The 16,424-nt window shown below is 62.9% G+C and carries 14 protein-coding genes; 3 read left to right on the forward strand and 11 right to left on the reverse strand.

Annotated features, from left to right (window positions below):
* Positions 1-40: 40 nt before the first annotated feature.
* The 8 genes from NKH91_RS15870 to NKH91_RS15905 are packed head-to-tail and all read right to left on the reverse strand — an operon-like array spanning position 41 to position 8,997.
* A complete protein-coding gene (locus tag NKH91_RS15870) occupies positions 41-1,087 on the reverse strand; it encodes a UDP-glucuronic acid decarboxylase family protein (RefSeq protein WP_352884741.1) in 1,047 nt (348 codons plus the stop codon).
* Between the two features lie 23 nt (positions 1,088-1,110).
* Complete coding sequence (locus NKH91_RS15875; RefSeq protein WP_352638947.1) at positions 1,111-2,220, reverse strand: CgeB family protein; 1,110 nt, start codon at positions 2,218-2,220, stop codon at positions 1,111-1,113.
* On the reverse strand, positions 2,217-3,311 hold the full coding sequence (locus tag NKH91_RS15880; protein ID WP_352638948.1) for a CgeB family protein: 1,095 nt from the start codon (positions 3,309-3,311) through the stop codon (positions 2,217-2,219). The genes NKH91_RS15875 and NKH91_RS15880 overlap by 4 nt, the downstream gene beginning before the upstream one ends.
* Entirely contained in the window at positions 3,308-4,438 is a 1,131-nt protein-coding gene (locus tag NKH91_RS15885; protein ID WP_023716626.1) for a CgeB family protein, read from the reverse strand. The genes NKH91_RS15880 and NKH91_RS15885 overlap by 4 nt, the downstream gene beginning before the upstream one ends.
* A gap of 2 nt (positions 4,439-4,440) precedes the next feature.
* Positions 4,441-5,541 (reverse strand): glycosyltransferase family 4 protein, encoded by a 1,101-nt coding sequence (locus NKH91_RS15890; RefSeq protein WP_352638949.1) that lies wholly within the window; start codon positions 5,539-5,541, stop codon positions 4,441-4,443.
* Positions 5,526-6,818, reverse strand: a complete 1,293-nt coding sequence (locus NKH91_RS15895) for a TIGR04295 family B12-binding domain-containing radical SAM protein (protein WP_352638950.1) — start codon at positions 6,816-6,818, stop codon at positions 5,526-5,528. Before NKH91_RS15895 ends, NKH91_RS15890 begins: the two co-directional genes overlap by 16 nt.
* Positions 6,815-7,894: an NAD-dependent epimerase/dehydratase family protein gene (locus NKH91_RS15900; RefSeq protein WP_352884739.1), complete on the reverse strand. Its 1,080-nt coding sequence runs from the start codon at positions 7,892-7,894 to the stop codon at positions 6,815-6,817. The genes NKH91_RS15895 and NKH91_RS15900 overlap by 4 nt, the downstream gene beginning before the upstream one ends.
* On the reverse strand, positions 7,891-8,997 hold the full coding sequence (locus NKH91_RS15905; protein WP_352884737.1) for an NAD-dependent epimerase/dehydratase family protein: 1,107 nt from the start codon (positions 8,995-8,997) through the stop codon (positions 7,891-7,893). Before NKH91_RS15905 ends, NKH91_RS15900 begins: the two co-directional genes overlap by 4 nt.
* A 271-nt stretch (positions 8,998-9,268) precedes the next feature.
* Between NKH91_RS15905 and NKH91_RS15910 the strand changes: the two genes are divergently transcribed.
* Entirely contained in the window at positions 9,269-9,538 is a 270-nt protein-coding gene (locus NKH91_RS15910) for a hypothetical protein (protein ID WP_352638954.1), read from the forward strand.
* 24 nt (positions 9,539-9,562) lie between these two features.
* Here NKH91_RS15910 and NKH91_RS15915 read toward each other — a convergent pair whose 3' ends face one another.
* A complete protein-coding gene (locus tag NKH91_RS15915) occupies positions 9,563-10,159 on the reverse strand; it encodes a response regulator (protein ID WP_352638955.1) in 597 nt (198 codons plus the stop codon).
* A gap of 1 nt (position 10,160) precedes the next feature.
* Entirely contained in the window at positions 10,161-10,358 is a 198-nt protein-coding gene (locus NKH91_RS15920; RefSeq protein ID WP_352638956.1) for a hypothetical protein, read from the reverse strand.
* Between the two features lie 146 nt (positions 10,359-10,504).
* Here NKH91_RS15920 and NKH91_RS15925 point away from each other — a divergent pair, with 146 nt between their 5' ends.
* Both NKH91_RS15925 and NKH91_RS15930 read left to right on the forward strand, forming a co-directional pair.
* On the forward strand, positions 10,505-13,609 hold the full coding sequence (locus NKH91_RS15925) for a CheR family methyltransferase (RefSeq protein ID WP_352884734.1): 3,105 nt from the start codon (positions 10,505-10,507) through the stop codon (positions 13,607-13,609).
* Positions 13,610-13,623: 14 nt separating this feature from the next.
* Positions 13,624-13,965, forward strand: a complete 342-nt coding sequence (locus tag NKH91_RS15930; protein WP_352638958.1) for a response regulator — start codon at positions 13,624-13,626, stop codon at positions 13,963-13,965.
* 60 nt (positions 13,966-14,025) lie between these two features.
* Here the strand turns inward: NKH91_RS15930 and NKH91_RS15935 are convergent, their stop codons facing one another.
* Positions 14,026-16,326, reverse strand: a complete 2,301-nt coding sequence (locus NKH91_RS15935) for an FdhF/YdeP family oxidoreductase (RefSeq protein WP_352638959.1) — start codon at positions 16,324-16,326, stop codon at positions 14,026-14,028.
* Between the last annotated feature and the right edge of the window lie 98 nt (positions 16,327-16,424).

Genomic DNA, 16,424 nt, shown 5'->3' on the forward strand with positions numbered 1-16,424 from the left:
AACGACCGTGATCTCCGAGGGAACGTGGCAAATACTGCCGTCAGGCCGGCAGGTTTTGCAGCCGGCCTGATGCAGAACGCATGCTGGCGGCAATTCGACGTCTTCTGTCGACCGTCTGCGTCGCCTCAAGCTCGGCAAAATAGCTGACGGTATGCATCAAACCTTGCCTGAGCGGCACTTTTGGCGACCAGCCGAGAAGCTTCCTTGCACGGGAAATGTCGGGTTGCCGACGACGAGGATCGTCTTGCGGCAGCGGCAGGAATTTCAAGGCCGATCCGGTTCCGGTCATGCGCCTCACCAGGCCCGCCAACTGCAGGATGGTGAACTCCCCCGGATTGCCGAGATTGACCGGCTGGTGCGGGCTGGGATTGACCTCCATCAACCGGATCAAGCCGTCGACCAGATCGGAAACGTAGCAGAACGACCTGGTCTGCAGCCCGTCGCCGAATATCGTCAGCGGCCGTCTCTCGAGTGCCTGCACGATCAAATTGGAAACAATCCGTCCGTCCGCAGGGTCCATCCTGGGACCATAGGTGTTGAAGATGCGCGCGACGCGGATATCGGCTTTTCCCATTCTCAAATAATCGAAACACAAGGTTTCGGCGGTGCGCTTGCCTTCGTCATAGCAGGCGCGGGGGCCGATGCAGTTCACATGGCCGACATAGTCCTCCTTTTGCGGATGCTGTTCTGGATCGCCATACACTTCGCTGGTGGACGCCTGCAGGAAGCGGGCGCCGTTGCGGGCGGCGAGCTCCAGCAGATTGAGCGTCCCGATAACGCAAGTCCGCGTCGTGTGGACCGGGTCGGCCTGATAGCGTGGTGGCGAGGCCGCGCACGCCATGTTGAAAATGCGGTCCACAGGTTCGCCAAGCTCCAAGGGCCGGCAAATGTCTTGCTTGATCAGCCGAAAATCCGGACGATCGGCGATCGATGCAATGTTCTCCATGCGGCCGGTAAGGAAATTGTCGACGCAGATCACGCGCCAGCCGGCCTGGAGCAATGTCTCGCAAAGATGCGAACCGAGGAAGCCTGCGCCGCCGGCGACAAGCACGGTCCTGGTCCGTTCCGCCTTTCTTGATAGCTGCATCTCTATTTTCTCCCGTCTGCGGGTCATGCTGCACTCTCGACATCCAGATCGAGAGCAGAACGTGGCGATTTGGCCCGCGCCAGCAGCGAAACGAATTCGCGGGCTCTCGCGGTGCTTGTGTGGGCTGCCAGGACGAGCGCGCGCGCTTGCCTGGCCATGGCAAGCCGGGCACCGTCGGATTCCCCAGACAGGATGCCGATCACGTCCTCGGTCCTGCGCGCCGTGTGGATTGTCCGCTCCGGAAACAGGCTGTCCAATCCGGTCCAGCAGTCGCTGATGATCGCGGTGCCGCAGGCGGCTGCCTCGAAGAGGCGCACGCTGGGCGACCATCCGGCCGCGATCATGGAACTGCGCGTGACGTTCAACGTGTAGCGTTGGCGGCTATAGAAGACTGCGTGATCTGCCGGTGGCAGGTGTTCGATGCGATCGACATTGTCCGGCCAGGCAATTTCGCGCGGATATTGCGAGCCGGCCACGACGAAGCGGCGCTCCGGCATGCGACGCGCCGGCTCGAACAGCAGCGCCTCCAGCGTCGCCTGGCGGTCGGGGCTGTAGGTGCCGAGATAGCCGAGATCCCAGCGGATTGGATCACCGGTTCCGTGATGCCGTTCCGGGTCGACGCAGCAGTAGAGCGGCTCGGCCCGCCTCGCGCCGAATTCAGCCGTCAGACGGGCAAGCGTCGGTCCGCCGGTGAACGAGAAATAGACATCGAAATACGGGACCTGCCGCCTGGCAATGTACTCGCAATCATCGGTTGAAAGTTTCACCAGCGTAACCGGCGTGTCGATGTCGTAAAAGCAGAACTGACCCGTGCACAGCGACGCCACGACCTCAATGATTTCAGGGCCTTCCGGAACGAAGGAGCCGACGACCACGATATCGGCCTCGCGCAGGCAGCGCGCAAAATTGCGGCGAAGATCATCGGTCGTTTCATAGTAGCGCAAGGCGCAGAAATCGGGATCGCGCAGATCCCGGTGACTTGCGTACCACGGCACGTCGCGTTCGAGGAAGGTGATGCGGTGGCCGAGCTCGTGGAGACCTTTAAGCAGCCCCCGAAAGGTGGTGGCGTGGCCGTTTCCCCAGGATGAGGAGAGCGACAGGCCAAGAAAGACGATGTCGAGTGGCTTTGTCATTCCGCAGCCTCCACGGTCGGGCGCTCGAAATGGCGCCTGAAAATGGCGTCGGCCAAAACGGCCCGTGTCGTATAGGTATGTTCGCCAAGCACACGCCGAAGCGCAGATGCCCCGATCGCCTTGGCCCGTTCGGCGCTAAGGCTTTGCATGATCTCGGCGACATCGTCGCCATCGCGCGCGACCAGGATTTCCTCGCCGGGTTTCAGGAACAGGTCTACACCGAGCCAGTCGTCGGTGATGAGGCATGCGCCGGCACCCGCCGCCTCGAAGACGCGCGTCGCAGGTGAAAAGCCATTGGCCGCCATGCTGTCGCGGCTGATGTTCAGCACCGCCTTGGCCGTGACGTTCAATGCATTGTGGTCGCGCGTGCCGACATGGCCGAGCCATCGGACATTGGCGGGCATCTGCTTGTCGCCCCAGCCCGATCCGCCGAGCAGGAAGCGCTGATCGGCCAGGCGGCTGGCCGGATCGAGGAAGAAAGCCTCGACGCGTGCCTCGCGGTCCGGCAGCCGATTGCCGAGAAAGGCGAGATCGCAGGCAAAGCGCCTATCCTTGCCGACCGGATGATGCGTTTCCGGATCGAGCGCATTGTAGATCGGCACGCATTCGGCGGCCCCCATGGCCCGATAGGCCCAGACCACGGGATCGCCGCCGCCATAGGTCAGCACCAGGTCGATTTCCTGCAGCGCCCGATGCAGCGGATGATCCGGCTCGTCGCGCAACTGGCCAAGCGTCGCCGGCGCATCGACATCCCAAAATACGGTCAGCGCATCGGCACGGGCGTGATCGAGCACCGCCCGCAACAGCGCGTCGTCTTCGAAACCGACGCCACTCGCCTTGACGACGATGTCCGCCTCGGCCGCTCGCGGCGCCACCTGCATGAGCGCATGCGGGGCGGCCTCGTAGACGACGACGGCACACCAGTCCGGCGCCTCGATATCGCGATTCTTCTGGCGATCGTAGACGTCCGGCTCGTAGAAGGTGATGTCATAGCCCAGCCTGGCCAGGGCCTTGAGCAGTCCGCGGTAATAGGTGGCCGCGCCGTTCCAATAGGACGACAGCAGGCTTGACCCGTAAAATGCGATCTTCATTCGGCGGCCTCCGTTGCAAGGATCGTGTCGGCGGCTTGGCGGCGCCCGCATTCGGCGAGCACGCCGAACAATTCATCCGCCCGGTGCCGGCATGTGTGCCGTGAGCGGATCGTCTCGAGGCCCGATGTCGCCAGAGATGCGGCGAGATCCGCGTCACGCAGCACGGTGCGAAGATGATGCCGCATCTCGAAGCCGGTGTTTGCAAACAGGAAATCGGTGCCGGGCCTGAACAGACGTTCGACATCGGACCACGGTGCTGAAACAAGTGGGATGCCGCAGGCGAGTGCCTCGAACATGCGGATGGTCGGGATGCCGGGCAGGCTTTCGCGATATGGACGCCGCGGGATGTGAACCGTGATGCGGTTCGCCGCGAATGCCTTCGGCACGTCGGCATTGGCGATCCAGCCTTCGTACCGCAGGCCGGCGGCGGCGAGGTCGGCGAGCGCCTCGCGTGGATAGCGGACGCCGTGGACAGTGCCGCTCAGGCCAAGTTCATGCACCGGATCGACCAGGAACTCCCTGATTTCGGTGCTGCGCTCGTCGTCGCCCCAATTGCCGATCCAGATCAGGTCGGCGCTACGGTCGATTTCAGGATGGGGCTGGAACAGATGGTCATCGGCTGCCTCGTGCCAGGTGAAGACCCGCCTGCCCCATCCGGCGCGAAGATAGCTCTCCCGCAGCGCCTCGCCGAAGGCGAGCACGCCATCATAATGTTCAAGCTGCAAGGCGGAAATCGCTTGCGTGGCCGAGATGGCGCGATGGTGCGTGTCGTGAAACAGCAGCGTGAAACGGCCGCCAATTGCTTTCGCCCTGCCCAGCCGCGCGACAAGGTCCGGCGCGGTCCACTCGTGCACGATCACCACATCGGCATCGGAGATCCAGGCTTCGTGGTCGAAGGCGGCGTCATAGGTGACCGTCATCAACTCCGGAAAATCTTTCCGGAATCGCTCGATCGCGAAGGACCCTTTCTCGGCCAGCAGGTTCGACCGGCTCCAGCCGTCGGCGGGCTCCAGCGCAATCGCCTGGTGCCCACGCGCGACCAGCTCGCGCATGATGCCGCGCAGGAAATGTGCGTTGCCGTGGTTCCAGTCGGAAACGATCGAATGGGTGTAGAATAAAAACCGCATAATCAACTATCCGCCATGGTGGCCAGGGCCGCCTTGTCGTAGACGCCGCGCATGGCGGTCGCCTGTCTTGCCAATGAAAATCTGCGGCTTCGGCGGGCGGCTGCCTCACCGAGTTCTCGCCGGCGCTGCGTGTCGCTGCAAAGACCATTGATGCATCTGGCGAGATCGCCCGGATCGCGCGCGTCGTAGAACATGGCCGCCCCGTCCCACAATTCGCGGTAGGTCGAGATATCGGCAAGCACCAAAGGCGTCGCCGACATTGCGGCTTCCAGCGTGGCCAGGCCGAACGGTTCGTAGAGTGACGGCGATACGAAAATGCCGGCCCGCGCCATCAGCGAGCGCACTTCCTCGTGTGGTACCGGCCCGACGGGAACGGCGTGGCTGAAGCCAACATGCTGGCCGTCCGGCCCTTGCAGCGAACCGGCGACGAAGACCGGCCATTGCGTCAGGGAGGCGGCCTGGTCAAGCACCGCCGCGTTCTTTCCTTCATCCCACCAGCGCGCGGCGGCGAAAACCACCGATTCCCGCCTTTCGCCCTTCGCGCCCGGCCGTGCGCCGTTGCCGACGACGCTCAGCCGCGCGATCGGCCCGTAGCAGGTTTCGAGCATGTCGGCATGGCTGCGGCTCGGTGCAACGACCATGCCTGCTTTGTCGAAACCGCGCCGGTTACGGTCCTTTTGCCAGGCCCACTCGCCGTCCGCCGCCTGTCCCTTGACGGCGTGGAACCATGTCACGACGCAGGAATGCGATACCGCAACGATGGGGCAGGGCACGTCGAGCGCCGCCGCCTGCGTCGGCGCGTTGAGATGGACGACGTCGACAGCGTAGTCACGTATGAGTGGGCGCAGCTCCTGCTGCAATGTGTCGAGAACGTGCTCGCTGCGGGTCATCCAGTCCGGCGGCGTGTTGAGCCATGTCAGCGCCGCGAAAGACTGGGCCTCCTCGGCCTGCTGCCTGGACGGTTCCGGACCAAGCCCGGCAAGCACGACGCTGTCGCCGCCGGCGACCAGTTGCCCGGCCAGATCGAGCGCATAGCGCCAGACGCCACCGACGGCATCGACGGTCATCAGTATGCGACGCGGCGGGCTCAGTGTCCGCAACATGTGGCCTCCAATTCGGCCAGCGGACGCGGCCGCTTCTCCTGGATGTCGCTGAACGTTCGGAAGGATGCGAGGTAATGTTCATGCGCGCGCTCCCAGGCAAGGTCGTCGGGCTCGCCCCAAAGTTCGCGGTAGCTCGGCGAACTCGGATAAGGATAGAGCGGCACCGGTTCGTTGGCCCAAACGCCGTTGTCGATCAGGTGCTTTCGCCAATAATCGACGAGCGCGGGATCGTCCTCGACCACGCCGATCAGATTGGCCTGCACGAACGGCACGTGGCGCCTTGCGTCGACCAGCAGCGCGGCCAACTCCTCGGTGCCCAAACGGCAGCGTTTTGCCAGCATGGCGCGGCCTTCCACAGTCAGGCTTTCGAGGCCCGCCTCGATCGAGACGCAGCCGGCGGCACCGAGCAGCTTCAGCAATTCCGGCTTCCAGAGGTCGATACGGGTCTGCACGCCGAACTTCACATCGCGATCGACCAGCGCCTCCAGCAATGCCTTTTGCGGCAGGAAGATCTCGTCGATGAAGTAGATGTAGCCGACACCCTGTGCGATCAGCCGGTCGATCTCGGCGATCACTGCTTCGTGGTTCCGGCGGCGATAGGCATCGCGGAAATCGATCTTGGCGCAGAAACTGCAATTATACGGGCAGCCGCGCGACGCCTCGACCTCCGCGCCAAAACCGACCTGGTTGTCGTCGAAGCGGTGATGGTGGTGCGAATGCGCGGCAATCCAGTCCGATGGCCATTCGAGCGGCGGGTGATCGATGAACGAGCTCGCATGCACGCCGCCGTTCGAGACCAGTTCTCCATCCTCGAAATGGGCGGTGGACGGCACCGCAGTCCAGTCGTCGCGCCGGGCAAGTTCCGCGACCACTTCCTCGCATTCGCCGCGCACGACAATGTTGACGCCAAGCTTGCGCAAAGTCGGCGTCGGCGTCGCCGAGCCATGCGGCCCGACTGCGACGGTGCGACCGCCGCGCCCGGCAAGATGATTGAGGAAATCGGCCGGCACGCGCAACTCGGGCGGTGCGCAGCGCCAGAACAGGTAGGTCGGCGCGGTGCTGACGACGGTTATGTCAGGCTCGAATGCGGCGGCGCGATCGGCGAGCGCGGCGTTGTCGAGCTTCTGGATCTGCCCGTCCAGCATCAGCACCTCGTGGCCGGCAGCTTCGAGCAGCGCTTTCGAATAGCCGAGTTCGAGCGGCAGATGCGGCTGGCGGCAGCCGAAATAGATGCTGTCCTGGTACGTCCAGGACGGATTGACCAGAGCGACCCTCATGCCACGTACCTCGCCGGTTCGGGATGCGGGTCGAGGCGATGACGCTGCAGCCAGTCGGCGAGGTCGCGGATGCCGTTTTGCCACGGGACGTGCGCTTTCCATCCCAGCGCCGCCTCGATCGCGCGTGTGTCGGCGACGAAGAACGGTTGGTCGCCGGTGCGTTCGCGGTCGTAACGGATCGGAACGTCACGTTTCGTTATGTCGCGAATCTCCTTCAGCAGCATGCGCAGGCTGACGGCGTTTTGTGGTCCGCCGCCGAGATTGAATGCCTGGCCGCTGATTTCCTCGATCCGGTCGAGCACGGCGCGATAGGCCGCGACCGCATCGGCAACGTGGAGGATGTCGCGCACCTGCTTGCCGTCGCCATAGATGGTGATCGGCCGGTCGGAGAAGGCGCTAAGCAGGAAGTGGGCGACCCAGCCCTGATCCTCCGTCCCGAACTGGCGCGGTCCATAGATGCAGCTCATGCGCAGCACCGCCGTCGGCAGGTCGTATGACTTGGCGTAGTCGAGGACATACTGGTCCGCCGCGCCCTTGGAGCAGCCATAGGGCGTGCAGAAATCGAGGCCGCGCGTCTCGTCGATGCCGTGCGCATGGATGGCCGCGTCGCGAGGCGCGTATCTGCCGTCTTCTTCGCCCATGGCGAGGTCGGCGAGGCGGCCATAGACCTTGTTGGTGCTGGCGAAAACGACGGGGATGCGTTTGCCGCTGCGGCGAGCGGCTTCCAGGACGTTGAACGTTCCGCGCAGGTTGACGTCGAAATCCTCGTCCGGCCGAACCAGGCTCGTGGTGACGGCGGTCTGCGCGGCAAAGTGGAAAACCGCTTTCGAACGCGCCACCAGCGGCGCGAGCGCCTCTGCGTCGCGGATATCGGCGATTTCGATGGTCACACGGCTGCCGTGCTTTTGCGTCAGCCATTCCAGGTTCTGTTCGACGCCGGGACGGCTCAGGTTGTCGATGACCAGCACCGGTTCGCCATCCGACAACAGGCTGTCGGCGAGGTTGGAGCCGATAAAGCCGCTGCCGCCGATAATGGCGATGGGCGCTTCGCGAAAATCGGGTGACTCCGGTCTCATGATACCAGCCCTCGCGCTTCGAGTTCCCGCTTCATCTCGGCACTGCGATCGATGGCGACGGTGTTGCGCACCCATGCGACGAAATCGCCGAGCGAATGCTCCAGCCGGTGCTGCGGCTGGAAGCCGAGCAGTTCGCGCGCCTTCGAGATATCGGCAAAGCAGTTGCGGATATCGCCGGAGCGTGCCTTGCCGAGGATTTCCGGCTGGCGGCCAGGCACGCCCATGGCTTCGGCGAGCAGCCGGGCGACGTCGCTGACCGCGTAGGCCCGACCGCTGCCGATGTTGATGACGTGGCCGCGCGCCTGGGGCTGTTCCAGAGCCAGGCGGAAGGCGCGGGCAACGTCGCGCACATGCACGAAATCGCGCTGCTGTTCGCCGTCCTCGAAAATCAGCGGCCGCTGGCCATTGGCGATGCGGGAGGCGAAGTTCGCCAGGACGCCGGTATACGGGTTCGAGAGCGCCTGTCCGGCGCCGAAGACATTGAACAGGCGCAGCGCCACCGCGTCGACGCTATAGGCTTCGCCGAAGATCAGTACGGCGCGTTCCTGGGCGTATTTTGTCAGTGCGTAGATCGACGCGAGGTCGACCGGTTTTTGCTCGTCGGTGGGCAACGGCGACAGGACTTCACCTTCCGGCGACAGGGGATTCCATTGGCCGCTGCGGATGTCGTCCGGCTGCCGTCTTGCATTGTCGATGCGCCGGCCGTCCGGCGTGGCATAGAGACCCTCGCCATAGACGCTCATCGACGAAGCAACGACGATACGTTCGATCGGGCGTTTGATCAGCGCTTCCAGCAACGTGGCGGTGCCGAGGTCGTTGGCGCCGACATAGCGGGCGATCTCGTACATGGACTGGCCGACGCCCACTTCAGCCGCCAGGTGAATGATCGCGTCGACATCTTCGACCGCCTCTGCGATGGCGTCGCGATCGCGAACGTCGCCTTTGATCAGCTTGGCGCCTGGCGGCAGGCTGATTGCCTCGCCACCATGCACCTGATCCAGCAGCGCATCGAGAATTGAAACCCCATAACCATGTTCAACGAGTTCCTGGGCGACGTGGCGGCCGATGAAACCGCAGCCTCCCGTGACCAGTATACGTTTCACGACAACTCCTCATACGAATGGCTTTGCCGCCCCAAACTTCCGGGCGAAAGGTTTGTTCCCTTGCTTCAACAAAGTTCCCGGAACGCTGCGCTCCGAAAGCGACCCGCCTTGGGCTGGGCACGGGAACATCGAAGCGCGCTTGGTGTTAGGAGCCATAATCAACCAACCGCCCGCACATGCCGGGCAGCAATGCATCTGCTGGTTGTGTGGAGGCAGACCGGAGCAACGCGGGAGATCTCGCGGCCTGCGGTGGAATCGAAGGGAGATTGCGATGTCTGAATCCAAGACGACCACCGATCACGACGAAATCCGCCGTTGGGCCGAGGACCGCGACGGGCGACCGGCGGTGGTGCGCACCAAGGGCGAGGGCGGCATACTGCGCATCGACTTCGGCGAGCCTGAAGAGACGTTCGAGCCTGTCGAATGGGACGAGTTCTTCAGGATCTTCGATGAGAACGAACTGGCCTTCCTCTTCCAGGATGAGACCAGCGGCGGAAAGACCAGCCGCTTCAACAAATTCGTCGAACGCAGCCCGAAGTAGGGTCGCGGCAAACAGCGGCCACGGTCAGTGCAGCAGGTTTGGCCCGCGTGCCCTGACGATGTTTCGCATGATGCCGTTGAGCCAGTCTTCCGTGGAGGAACCGGATCGTCTCTTGTCGATTTCGCCGATGGCCTGTTCGAGCGTTCGCTCGACCAGCCGGTCGGAGGCCTCCACATCTCCCAGCAGCAGGCGCGCCGCGAGCCTGAGCTTGGGCAGCAGCGAAAATACGTCGTCCGAGGGCTCCGACGCTCGGCCTCCTTTCGATGCAGGCGTCTCGGCTGGGAACAGAGCATCGAAGACAGCTTGGCCGTCCGAGGATTTTCTGAGGCTGCTGGCATAGCGAAGGCGCTCAGGAATAACGATGTCTTCGTCGCCGCTGAAAAACACGAACGGCACGCCACGGCGCATTAACTCGTCGGCGATCGGGAATACCCGTCGTCCGTTGAGATTGACGTCCAGGATCGCGGCCTCCGCCTCGTCCGTATGTTTCGATGCCTGTTCGACCGTCGCCACTGGGCCAAGCACGACGGCGCCCATCTTGCTGAAGTAACGTGCAAGATCGCCCGCCAGCATCCATTCGTCCTCGACGATCAGGATATGCAAGCCTTGCAGGTCGCGCACCTCATTGTTCCTTCTTCCTGCGGAATTTACGGCTGTCGGCGCGGACTTCCGCAAAATGGCGGGCCAGGACCTCTTGCAACCGTTCCGCGAGCGCGAGCAGGCGAGGCGGGATGTTTTCAGATACCGGGAACTTGGTCAGATCCGGCGAGGGCAACAGGATTCGCTTGGCCGGCTTTATCTCAGGTGATCGTTTTGCCATTGGAACCGCCTCGAAAACCGGATGTTAATGCCCACCGGCGGTACTTTGTTCCGTTCCTGGAGTATTTACTGGCCCGAGGCTCGGTCCGGTCTTAGTCTGAGGGCCGATTTGGCGGTTTGTGGGTACGGCTGTTACCGGGGCTTGGTATGGTATTCCAGAATGGAAGATTTCCCATTGTCGGCGTCGGCGCATCGGCCGGCGGCATTCCCGCGATGGAGGGCCTGTTCAAAGGACTGACCGGCGGCACCGGCATGGCGTTCGTCGTCGTCACGCATCTCAGCCCGGAGCGGGAAAGCCTGCTGCACGAGGTCATCCGACGTTACACCGAAATGCCGGTCTTGGTGGCCGAGGAGGGGGCAGCGGTCCAACCCGACCAGGTCTATGTGATGCCGCAAAAGGTCGTCCTCACCATCCGTAAGGGCGCGCTTTCGCTGCGCCGGCCGAACACGTTCAACCGCGAGCGCAAGCCGATCGATATCTTCTTCAGCGCATTGGCCGAGGACCAGGGCGAGTATGCCGTCGGCATTATTTTGTCGGGTGGCGATTCGGACGGCACGCTCGGCGCCAGGGCAATCAAGGAGCATGGCGGGCTGACCATTGCCCAGACCTCCAACGGTTCCGGCCCGCGCAATCCAGACATGCCGCAGAGCGCGATTTCGAGCGGCCTGATCGACATAGCGGCGCCCGCCGAGCAGATCGGTGCAAAGCTTCAGGCGTTTGTCCGCGGTTTCGACGTGCTGAACGGCCTGACCGAAGCGGACGACGAACACAAGGCCGAGATGGATCGAGCCCGCGATGAAATCTACGCCATTTTGCGCAGCCATTCCGGTCACGACTTTTCCGGCTACAAAGCCAAGACGTTCCTGCGTCGCGTAAAGCGGCGCATGCAGATAACGCAGCTACAGTCGATCACCACCTACATAGAACGGCTGAAGAGGGATCCCGACGAGGTGGCGAAGCTGTTTCGCGACCTGCTCATCAACGTCACCAGCTTTTTTCGGGACGCCGAAGCGTTCAAATTGCTGGAGGACAAGATCATACCGCAGATTTTCGAAGGCAAGAACGCGTCCGATGCGGTGCGTGTGTGGGTGCCCGGCTGCGCCACCGGCGAGGAGGTGTTCTCGATCGGCATGCTGATGCGCGAGCGCATGGAGAAACTTCCCGCGCCGCCTCCCGTCCAGATATTCGCGACCGACATCGACGAGCCGGCGCTCGCGGTGGCGCGTGCGGCGCGTTATCCCGAAGCGCTGCTGCACGGGCTTTCGCCCGAGCGCAGGCAACGCTTTTTCCACAGTGACGGCGAGAGCTATGTGCTCGGCAAGGAGGTGCGCGAACTGTGCATTTTTTCGCCGCACAGCGTTATCCGCGATCCCCCCTTCTCGCGCATCGACATGATTTCGTGCCGCAACCTGCTGATCTATTTCGGCCCGCAGATCCAGAACCGGGTCATTCCGATCTTCCACTACGCGCTGCGGCCGGGCGGTTATCTGTTCCTGGGCACGTCGGAAAGCGTCGGTCAGCATGGCGACCTGTTCGCCACGGTCGACAAGAAGCAGCGGATATTCCAGGCGCGGGAGCATGCCACGCCGCGGCCGCTGGTCCTGATCGGCAATGGCCGCACGGGTGCCCTTCCGGTCGGACGCGGCGGCTCGAAGAAGGATGCTGCCAGCCATTCGCTGCGCCAGGCGATCGAGGCTCAGGTGCTGGAGCGGTTCGCCCCGCCTCACGTGCTGGTCAATGGCGATGGCGACATCGTCTACTACTCGGCGCGGACGGGCAAATATCTGGAAGCGCCGCAAGGCGCTCCAAGCCGGCAGTTGCTGACTCTGGCCCGCCGTGGGCTGAGACTTGAGCTGCGCGCCGCGTTGCGGGAAGCAGCGACGACGCGCCGCACGGTCGTGCGGGAGAACCTAGCGATCGAAGAAGATGACGGACAGGTTCAGTTCGTTACATTGACGGTCGAGCCATACGCGGATCGCGGTAATGGCGAGCCGCTCTACCTCGTCCTGTTCAATCCGGTGGGACAGGCCCAGATCCGCTCCGATCCGGCACGGGAAAGCCGCGGCACCGAAGATACGGCCGATCTCGAACGGGAGTTGCGCGACACCCGCGAGCGGCTGCAGTCGACCGTCGAGGAATATGAAACCGCGCTGGAGGAAGTAAAGTCCTCGAACGAGGAACTCGTATCCGTCAATGAAGAGGCGCAGTCGACCAATGAGGAGCTCGAGGCCTCGAAGGAGGAGATGCAGTCGCTCAACGAAGAGCTCAACACCATTAATGTGGAACTGACCGGCAAGATAGAGGAGCTCGACCGCGCCAACAGCGATCTCAGAAACCTGTTCGAAAGCACGGAAATCGCCACCATCTTCCTCGACCGCAACCTTGTGGTGCGCACCTTTACCCCCGCCGCGTCGTCGTTCTTCAACTTGCGTCCGTCCGATGTCGGCCGACCGCTGACCGATCTTTCGAGCCAACTCGACTACCCCGAGTTGAAGCGGCACATCCAGGCGGTGTTCGAGACGGGAGAGACCCTGAACCATCACCTTGCGCGCGACGACAAGGGCCGGTTCTACCTGGTTCGCATCAACCCTTACCGGGACAAAGGCGGCAGCATCCAGGGCGTGGTCGTGACCCTGGTCGACGTGACGACGCTGGCGCAGGCCGAAGAGCGTCAGCAGGTGCTCATCTCGGAGCTGAACCATCGCGTCAAGAACATGCTGGCGGTCGTCGCCAGCATCACCAACCGGACGCGTGAAAACTCGGCCTCGAAAGACGAGTTCGCCGAAGCCTTGATCGGCCGGCTGCAGGCGATGTCACGAGCCTACAGTCTGCTCTCGCGAGAAAGCTGGACGGAAGCCTCCGTCGAGGAACTGCTGCGCCAGGAACTTGATCCCTTTGGGGCCGAACGGTTCGAGCTTGATGGCAAGCGGGTAAGCCTCAAGCCTGTGCAGGGGCTCTCCTTCGGCATGGCAATTCATGAGCTGGCGACGAATGCCGCCAAATATGGCGCACTGTCGAAGCCTGCCGGGCGGATAGTTGTCAAATGGTCGGTGGTGGATGGCACCTTCAAGCTCGTCTGGCGCGAGAAGGGCGGCCCCCGCATCAAGGAGCCAACCGACAGCGGCTTCGGCCTTACCCTTCTGCGTGGAGAAATCGGATACAGGCTGGGCGGAAAAGTTGAAACAAGTTTCCGTTCAAATGGTTTGGAGGTGGAAATTGCATTCCCTCTGACCCGCGAGGGCTCGTCGTGACCGGAAAGGTGCGTGTGCTGATCGTCGAGGACGAATGGCTGATCGCCGACGACGCGGCGGCTTACCTGCGCAAGGCCGGCCATCAGGTGGTTGGGCCGGTTTCGTCGGTGACGGCGGCCCTCCGCCTCGTTGGCGAAGGCGGCATCGACGCAGCGCTATTGGATATCCAGTTGAACGATGAAACCAGCTATCCGATCGCGGAGGCATTGCGGGGGCGAGGCGTGCCGTTCGCTTTCCTCTCCGGGTATGGCGAACGCGAAATTCCGGCCGGATTCCGCGCTTGCAGGATCGTGCAGAAGCCGGCGAGCCAGAGTGCGATCCTGAATGCCGTGGATGAACTCGCGCGAGCCTGCTGAGGTCTCGATTTTGAACCAAGTCACATTCGCATGGTGCGTGCCTGCCGCGAACACGAACGCCTATGGCAAGATCCGCACCGGTACCGATTTGGCGGCCGGGACATGAGCCTTCTCGGCTCTGTGCCAGAGAGGAATCAGCGGGTTGAGCTCGGGATAATAACCGGCGCAATTTCCCTCCGGCACTGAGAAAGGCGTGATGCGCAGCCCGCGCACGCGGCGCTCCACGCCATCCTGCGCATTGGCTTCGAGATCGACCTCCTGTCCCGCGCTCAAACCGAGGCGCTGGATGTCCTTCTCGTTCATCAACAGCACCATGCGTGTGCCGCTGATGCCGCGCAGCCGGTCGTTGTAGCCGTAGACGGTCGTGTTGAACTGGTCGTTGGAGCGGACCGTGATCAGTGTCAGCACATCGCCGCCGGCGACATCGATGTCAGGATCGGTTTCAAGGCCACTTGGCAGCTTGAAATTGGCCTTCTTGTTCGGCGTCTCCCACACCCGCTTGCTCGCCTTGATGTCGCGATGGAACCCGCCGGGCGTCAGGAAGCGCTTGTTGAAGTCGCGGAAATGCTGGGGGTAGCAGCGCTCGATCTCGTCGCGGACGCGGGAATAGTCGCCAACCCACTCATCCCATGGGATCGAACTCCTGCCCGGCACCGTCGCCTTGGCAAGTTCGGCGACGATCCTGGGCTCTGAAAGCAGATGCGGCGAAGCCGGAGGTCGCGACCCGAACGAGCCGTGGATACAGGCGGTGGAATCCTCTATCGACACCCTTTGGTCGCCGCTCGCCTGATGATCTCTTTCCAGCCGTGACAGGCAAGGCAGCAGATAGGTTGTCCGGCCGGCGATCAGATGGCTGCGGTTGAGCTTGGTCGCGATCTCGACATGCAGGTCGAGCCCACGCCAGGCTTTCTCGACCAGGCCGGTTTCCGGCACGGCCCGCACGAAATTGCCGCCGAGCCCGACGAAGCCCTTGACCGATCCGTCGATGACGCCCTCGCAGGTCTCGACCGTATCGAGACCTTTCTCACGCGGCGGTTCAAAGGCGTAGAATTCGGCGAACTTGTCGAGCGGGACGAGCTCGGGTTTTTCCGATATGCCGACGGTGCGCTGTCCCTGGACATTGGAATGGCCGCGCAGCGGCGAAATACCGGCGCCGGGTTTTCCGATATTGCCGCGCATCATCAAAAGGTTGCACAGCATCTGGACGTTCTCGGTGCCGTGCCGATGCTGGGTCAGGCCCATGCCGTAATTGCCGATCACCGCGTTGGCATGGCTGTAGACCTCGGCGACATGCTCCAGATCGGCCTGCGCAATGCCCGATCGTGCGACGATATCGCTCCACTGGGTGTTGCGCAGGAAGGCTTCGAACTCGGCGAAGCCATGCGTGTGCTCGGCGATGAAAGCCGTATCGAGGGCACGCGTCCTGCCGCTTTCGCGGGCGGCATCGTCGAGCGCCAGCAACGCTTTGGCGATGCCCGTTATCGCGGCGATGTCGCCGCCCGAACGGACCTGGAAGAAGTCGCTGGACATTTTGGTGCCCGGTCCGGGCGACAGCATGTCGATGGGGTTTTGCGGATTCTTGAAGCGCTTCAGTCCCCGCTCGGGCAAAGGATTGAAAGTGAAGACGGGCACGTTGCGTTGACGTGCCTCTTGCAGCGGATGCAACAGGCGCGGCGCCGTCACCCCGGTATTGTGCCCGAAGAAGAGCATCATGTCGCATTTCGCAAAGTCTTCGAGCTGCACGGTCCCGACCGGCGAACCGATCGATTCCGGCAAGCCGACCGAGGTCGATTCATGACACATGTTGGACGAATCGGGCAGGTTCGAAGACCCGTAGATCCGCGCAAAAAGCTGATACATGAACGAGGCCTCGAGCGAGGCGCGGCCGGACGTGTAAAATACCACCGATTTGGGATCGAGCCGTCGCAATTCGGCAGCTATGTCGCGGAATGCATCGTCCCAGGAAACCGGTTCGTAACGGTCGACGGCGGCATTGTAGCGCATGGGCTCCGTAAGCCTGCCCTGTTTCTCCAGATCGTGGTCCGGCCAATCGAGCAATTCCGCCACCGAATGCTCGGCGAAGAAAGCGGGTTCGCAGCGCAGCTTGGTCTGGTCCCACATCGTCGCCTTGGCGCCGTTTTCACAGAATTCGAAAGGCCTCGGCTGGGCTGGCTTTGCCCATGAGCAAGACACGCACATATAGCCGTCGGCCTTGTTCTGCTTGAGCAGCGTGCTCCATATCCCGGACAACAGCAGGCCTTCGCCTCGCGCCTTGCGGACCAGGGATTTGAGCGATCCCCAGCCGCCTGTCGGGTGGTCGTATTTCTTGGTTTCGATGCGATCGGTTACGGCGGGTCTCATGCGAGCCACTCTCTGTAGAAGAGCACTCATACGAACCCGCCATGGGGCTGAATGTTCCGGCCGGCTCCGCGCCGTGCCACCGGAACCATTTCCGCCAT

The sequence above is a fragment of the Mesorhizobium sp. M0894 genome, assembly GCF_040319725.1.
GTDB lineage: Bacteria > Pseudomonadota > Alphaproteobacteria > Rhizobiales > Rhizobiaceae > Mesorhizobium.